The 6177-nt window shown below is 51.1% G+C and carries 7 protein-coding genes and 1 pseudogene; 3 read left to right on the top strand and 5 right to left on the bottom strand.

Going from position 1 to position 6177, the window contains the following annotated elements; translation table 11 throughout:
- On the top strand, positions 1 to 690 hold a 690-nt coding region (locus CPT76_RS20025), incomplete at its 5' end, for an aldo/keto reductase (RefSeq protein WP_105444209.1).
- Between the two features lie 109 nt (positions 691 to 799).
- Here the strand turns inward: CPT76_RS20025 and CPT76_RS20020 are convergent.
- Positions 800 to 1456, bottom strand: coding sequence for an SDR family NAD(P)-dependent oxidoreductase (locus tag CPT76_RS20020; protein WP_105444208.1), 657 nt, complete (start codon positions 1454 to 1456; stop codon positions 800 to 802).
- Positions 1457 to 1658: 202 nt separating this feature from the next.
- Here CPT76_RS20020 and CPT76_RS20015 point away from each other — a divergent pair, with 202 nt between their 5' ends.
- Positions 1659 to 2513 (top strand): helix-turn-helix transcriptional regulator, encoded by an 855-nt coding sequence (locus CPT76_RS20015; protein ID WP_105444207.1) that lies wholly within the window; start codon positions 1659 to 1661, stop codon positions 2511 to 2513.
- A 149-nt stretch (positions 2514 to 2662) separates the two neighbouring features.
- On the top strand, positions 2663 to 3535 hold the full coding sequence (locus CPT76_RS20010; RefSeq protein WP_105444206.1) for an SDR family oxidoreductase: 873 nt from the start codon (positions 2663 to 2665) through the stop codon (positions 3533 to 3535).
- A gap of 52 nt (positions 3536 to 3587) precedes the next feature.
- Here the strand turns inward: CPT76_RS20010 and CPT76_RS20005 are convergent, their stop codons facing one another.
- The 4 genes and pseudogenes from CPT76_RS20005 to CPT76_RS19990 all read right to left on the bottom strand — a co-directional run.
- The gene (locus CPT76_RS20005; protein ID WP_105444205.1) at positions 3588 to 3992 is read right to left on the bottom strand and encodes a pentapeptide repeat-containing protein; all 405 of its coding nucleotides are present in this window, start codon (positions 3990 to 3992) and stop codon (positions 3588 to 3590) included.
- A gap of 94 nt (positions 3993 to 4086) precedes the next feature.
- On the bottom strand, positions 4087 to 5022 hold the full coding sequence (locus CPT76_RS20000; protein ID WP_105444204.1) for a sigma-70 family RNA polymerase sigma factor: 936 nt from the start codon (positions 5020 to 5022) through the stop codon (positions 4087 to 4089).
- Positions 5023 to 5102: 80 nt separating this feature from the next.
- Positions 5103 to 5772: pseudogene (locus CPT76_RS19995) on the bottom strand (FMN-dependent NADH-azoreductase).
- Between the two features lie 150 nt (positions 5773 to 5922).
- The coding region (locus CPT76_RS19990; RefSeq protein ID WP_181152956.1) for a toxic anion resistance protein at positions 5923 to 6177 on the bottom strand (255 nt) is incomplete at its 5' end.

Raw genomic sequence — 6177 nt, 5'->3', positions numbered from 1 at the left:
GGCGAGCAGACGGACGAGGCTGTTGAAGAATTTCTCGCCGGGAGCTTGCAGCGGCTTGAAAGGGATCATGCCGACGTGTATTGGATCCACAATCCGAAAGACGTCCAGCGTTGGACCTCTAAGCTGATCCCGTTGATGAAGAGCGGAAAAGTTAAATACGCAGGGGTCTCCAATCATAATTTGGAGGAAATCAAGCTCGCCGCGGACATTTTGGCTCAAGAGGGGCTTCAGCTCTCAGCCGTTCAAAACCATTACAGTCTGCTCTACCGTTCCTCGGAAGAAGCCGGCATTATTGAATACTGCAACGCCAATGATTTGATTTTCTTCTCCTATATGGTACTGGAGCAAGGGGCGTTAACCGGGAAATATGATACAAAACATCCTTTTAAAGCAGGGACCCGCCGAGGAGACGCCTTTGATGAAAAGGTTCTCGCCAGGCTGGAAGATCTGATCGGGGTAATGAGAGAAATCAGCCTCAGTCACCATGTTGAACCTGCTGAAATCGCCATAGCCTGGGCAATCGCCAAAGGAACGGTACCGATTATCGGCGTGACGAAACCGTCCCATATCGCCAGCGCCGTGTCGGCTATGGACGTCCAATTATCGGATGCCGAAATCGAAGAACTGGAACGGGCCGCCAAGTCAACCGGCGTGGAAATTCGGGGTGCATGGGAAAAGAGCATGATATAAGCATGGTCTATACTTACCACTATTGAGGTGAAAAAAAGGACAGCTACGAACGCTCTGCGGCTGTCCTTTTTTTGTGAAACGATCCCTGTCCATGAATGAGCGTCAATGATTATTCCTTAAATAAATATTCCTTCCGGTCTCTATTGGTATACAATTCCCAATATACATCGGCGATCCGGTCCGGATCGTAAAATGTCCCTTGCTGAACATGATCGGCGATTAGAACCTGGCCCACATAAATTCCATGGGGCTCCAGTGTCTCGGCCAGGGAAAGCGCAAGTGAGCGGACCGCAGCTTTGCCGATGGATAAAGAAGCATACAGCGGATTCGGGTTCAACGCAATACCGCCCCCTGTGAAAAAGAGCGTCCCCTGTTTCCGTTCGACCATGTCCGGAATGACTTGCTGCGCGCTGGTCAACGCGCCGACCGTATTTACTTTCAAATCATCGATCAACTGCTGTTCCGTTAACGATAGCGCATCTCCTGGCGCAATGTGCGCCGCATTATATACCAAAACATCGGTGATTCCATATAAGTTTTTGATCTGTGTAAAGGCTGCTTTGATGGAATCTGGATCTGAAGCATCTGCAGTTATTCCATACGATTCGATATGTACCTGACGAAGATCCTCCAAGCTGCGCTGCAGCGAAGTCTCGGTTCTCGATAGAAGAACCACCCGGAAGCCATTGCTCCCGAATTTGCGGGCTATACCCGCGCTTACGCCCGAACCGGCACCTACAATAACCAATAGAGGTTTATGACTCATCCTTACCACACCTTCTTTCAGATATTGGCTTCATTGTTGATCTTTATTTCTATATTTCTAATAATATAAATATAATGATTCTTCGTCAAACATTTTACTTCCGTTGTTGCAATTCAGTTGAACCATTCAGAAGCGGAAGATGGAAATTATATGGCTGTTGTCGGCCTACTTGGAAACGCAAGGATGGTGACGTACATGAAAAATGAAAACAAATCGTTCTTCATCTCCATTGGGTGATTTCATCAAATCGCGCAGGGAACGGCTGCAGCCTTCTGAAGCGGGGGTCCAGCCGCTGCCCGGAAGAAGGCGTACCCCAGGGCTTCGGCGGGAAGAGGTCTCGTATCTTGCCAACATGAGCGTGACTTACTACACCTGGCTGGAGCAAGGCAGAGAAGCTAATCCTTCGCCGGAAGTGCTGTTAAATATCAGCCATGCGCTGCAGCTCGACGAAGACGAGCAGAAGCATCTGTTCGATTTGGCCAATGTGGACCCGGCAAGCGCCGGCGCCGTTCCGATCAGCGAGGAACCGGATCCCGATGTGCTGCAGCAAATCGTCGATCAACTGTGGTACCCTTCGTTCATCACGGATGCGGGCACGGATGTGATCGCCTGGAACCGCGCCGCAGAAATGGTCATCGCCGACTTCGGCCGTATGCCGGAGAATGAAAGATATATGCTGAACATTATATTTTTCAAGGAGGATTACCGTAAACGGCTTGTGAATTGGGAAAGCTTCGCCCGCTACTCGGCGGCGGTGCTGCGGGCAAGCTTTGACCGAAGCCAAGACAACCCGTTGTATATGGAACGTTTCGAACGCTTGAGACGGGAAAGTGAGGAATTTGAGCACTTCTGGAACCTCTACGAAGTCAAGCAAAAGCGTGTAACCACCGCTTTGTTCCGCCTTCCGGACGGCCAGGAAATGGAGTTTATGCTCCATTCGGCGGCCGTCATAGACGGCGACCCGGACCTGCACTGGTGTTTCTTCGTGCCGGTACCGGGTTCAGGCACGGAGGAGAGGTTAATGTCTCTGCTGGAACAAGACTCGCTGCCTCAATAGAGCAGAACCTATCTCGTCTGGATTGCAGGTGGACATTCGGCTCATGATCGTAGACTGTTACTCCCATTAATAGTATAAACATGCTGTGGCTAGCGCCCTTCCACTGCTCGTATGATACAGAGGAATACAGCGATTGGAGGGCTTTTAGCATGCAAACATGGTTTATTACAGGAGCGTCAGGAGGCTTGGCTTCGCGCATCACCCGCCGGTTGCTTGAAAGAGGCGACCGTGTAGCCGTAACGGTGCGCAAGCCGGGCGTGCTGGACGATCTGAAAGCTCAATATGGTTCCCAATTATGGCAGGCTCATTTGGATCTGACGAACCCACAGCAAATTGTTGAGGTGATCGAACGGGCATGGGAGGAACTCGGCACGATGGATGTGTTTGTCAATAACGCAGCCTATGGATTGTACGGTGCAGTGGAGGAAGCAAGCGACGGGCAGATCGAGCATCTGTTCAAGACCAACGTCCTCGGATCACTGCGCGCAGCCCGTGCCGTCCTGCCTTTTTTTCGCAAACAGGGCAGCGGGCACATCGTGCAGATATCGAGCATGGCGGGGCATTATTCCACGCCGGGAATGGGGCTGTATTGTTCTTCCAAATGGGCGGTCGAGGGCGCCTTTGAAGCGCTGGCCAAGGAAGCCGCGCCGTTCAATATTAAGACGACTATCGTGGAGCCGGGCGGAATCCGTACGAATTTCATTACGAGCAATGCGGTATTCGGAGAACGGATGGACGCATATCGGGACAAGGAGGCAGGCCAATTCGTCAGCCTGATGAAAGGGGAACTGCCGGGCATCGATATGAGCATGTTTAATCAAATGGTTGTCGGCGATCCGGATAAAATGGCGCAGCAGATCATCCGCCGCGTCGATCAAGGAGAAGGTCCGATCCGGATGGCGCTGGGCAGCGATGCCTATGAGCAAATCCGGGAAGCTCTGCTGGACAGATTGGCCGCGCTTGACGCGCAGAAAGAACTCGCTTATTCCACGGATGCGGATGATGTGGTACGGCAGGCATAATGATGAAAGCCACTCCAGACCCTGGGGTGGCTTTCATGATTTTATCTGCATCCTACTCTCTTTGTTCCACAGGAACATGCTTTTGGATTAATTCTTCGATGTTGATCCCATTGATGACCAATCCTGATATGTCGCAGTTTTGAAAATTGGCGTTCGTAAAATCACAGTCGGTGATCCGCCCGTTCTGGAAGCTGCAGTCTGAAAAACGGACGCCCTCCTTGTTGTGTTCTGCATCAGGCTTGCTTGGATCTCCGTGGCCGATGGATTGAAAAAGTGCGCCGCCCCATTGAGCACCATCAATAGCGAGTTCGCTCAAATTCGCATCGGAAATATGCATTCCCGTCAAATTCACATCGTTCATGCTCATCCCGCTGCCATTGCAGCATTGAATTTCCGTTTCACTGAGGTCGCAGCAATTGAAGCTTGAATGGCTTAAATTTTGTTGTTCAAATTTCAAAATGCATACCTCTTTCCCATCTGGAATTTTTAACCATATGGGATATTCTACATGTTGTTTCCGAAACCCTTTTTATGTCTGCCAAAAAAAGCCGTTACGGGGTCACATGCTGCAGTTTATCCGGATTCGTGACCATAAACATACGGACAGGCCGCGCGTCGCTGTCAAACTGGAAGGACAGCACCGCAAAGAGCTCGTCGCCACGGTTCAACCGCAGGCCGGGCTGCCCGTTGACGTCGATCAGCAGCTGATTCTCCGGCTTGATATTTCCCGGGGCAATCCCTTGAAGGAAGGCCAGGATACGATTGCTGCCGATGATCGGGAAGATCGCCGAGCGAACCTTGCCGCCGCCATCCGTGTACAATCGGGCATCATCCGCAAGCATGCCGACAAATTCCCTGAAATCGCCGGAATTCGCCGCTGCCATAAAAGCGCGGGATAGTATTTCCGCATGCTTGGCGTGGTCGGAAGTGACGCGAGTGCTTTCTACAGGCACTGCAATCGGTGGCTCGGCGGCCGCTCTCTCCTCCCGCCCCGGAACCGGCGCGGTGCTAACCTTCTGCTTCGCCCGGCTGTACAGCTTCCGGCAGTTCGCATCGCTTTTGTCCAGCAGCTCGGCGATATCCCGGTAATCGTAATCGAGCGTTTCCCGGAGAATGAAGACGGCTCTCTCCACCGGCGACAGCTGTTCCAGAAGGACGAGCAGCGCGTAGGAGACCGATTCGGCTTGGATCGCTGCCGTTTCGGGAGTTTGACCTGCATCAGCCGTCTCAGGCTCCGGCAGCCAAGGGCCGGTATATACTTCGCGTGTTTTGCGGGCCGACTTCAGCATATTGATGCTCCGGTTGGTAACCATTTTAAGCAAATAGGCCTTCATGTTTAAAATATGATCGGTCTGCATTGTTTCCAGCTCAGCAAAAATATCCTGCACAATATCCTCGGCGTCCGTGAGTGACCCCAGCATTCGGTAGGCGATGCTGCTCAGCAGCGGCTTATACTCTACATATAAACTGGATGTATCTGTTGTCATCTATCCATCTCCGTCCCCGCTCTTTTCCGCTTATTGTAACATAGCCGACGTGAATCCGGGGCTGACGCCCTCACGATGAATTACTTGCTCCCTGCCTGATTGGACACTTGCATTCCCTGATGTGCCAAAGAGGCCGCCACAGATTCGGCTTCTTGAAATGCCTTGGCCAGCACCTCATCCCTCTTCAAGGAATGATTGCCCTGTGCCCGGATGATTTGATAATCGACGCCCATAAAATTAAACATCGATTTCAAATAACGATGGGAGTACTCGACTTCCGTGTACCAATCCTGGTTCGTATAAATCCCGTCGCTTGCCTGAATGACGACAACGTTCCGGCCGTCGGTCAACAGACCGATCGATCCCTTGTCTGTATAGGCGAAGGTCTCTTTGGCAATCAGGATGTTATCCATATAATCTTTGAGCTTCGAAGGAATATTAAAGTTATGCAGCGGCATGGCGATGACGTACTTCTTGGCGCTCTTGAACTGCCGAAGGATATCCGACATCCGGGAAGTGAGCCTCTGTTCTTCTTCCGTTAAGCGCTCATTTTTTGCATTTTTTCCTGTGCGCTGAAAAATATCCGGTCAATGCAAGGCACATCGGTTCGCGATATAAATCAATTTGTTCGATAGGTCCCTCCGGATTCAGGTTTCGATAAGTTTCTAAAAAGTGCCGAAGTACGGTCAAGCTTACGGATGAATCGTCCTCCACTTTCGGATGCGCATTAATGACAAGCAGCTTGTCCATAAATTCTATCTCTCCCTCCTGGTTTCGATACTCTTAAAGACAATTCATGATTTAATTATGTGACATGATGGAGAATTGGATTCAAAAAAAACAGCCGGTCACAAAACCGGCTGTCTTCGCACTTCCAATATAGAGTTTCCATGAAACCGATCACAGACCCAGCGCTTTCCCTTTTTCCAGACGCTGAATGTGCTTCTCCCCCTCATCGGACAAGGCACGGAACTGATTGATCGTATCCCGCATTTTCGGAAGCGCCGCCTGTTTGTAAGAGCTGATCGCTTCAAAGGCGGAGATGGCATCGGAGAAAGCCTGCTTGAGCGTGTCGACGGAGACGCTGGTTTCGATGGCCTGCTTCTGGATCGCTACGCCTTGATCCTTTAACATCCGTGAGGTGCCGGCAATGAT

The organism is Paenibacillus sp. AR247 (assembly GCF_002968895.1).
Taxonomy (GTDB): domain Bacteria; phylum Bacillota; class Bacilli; order Paenibacillales; family Paenibacillaceae; genus Paenibacillus_AQ; species Paenibacillus_AQ favisporus.
This window is presented reverse-complemented; position numbering and strand designations above follow the sequence as displayed.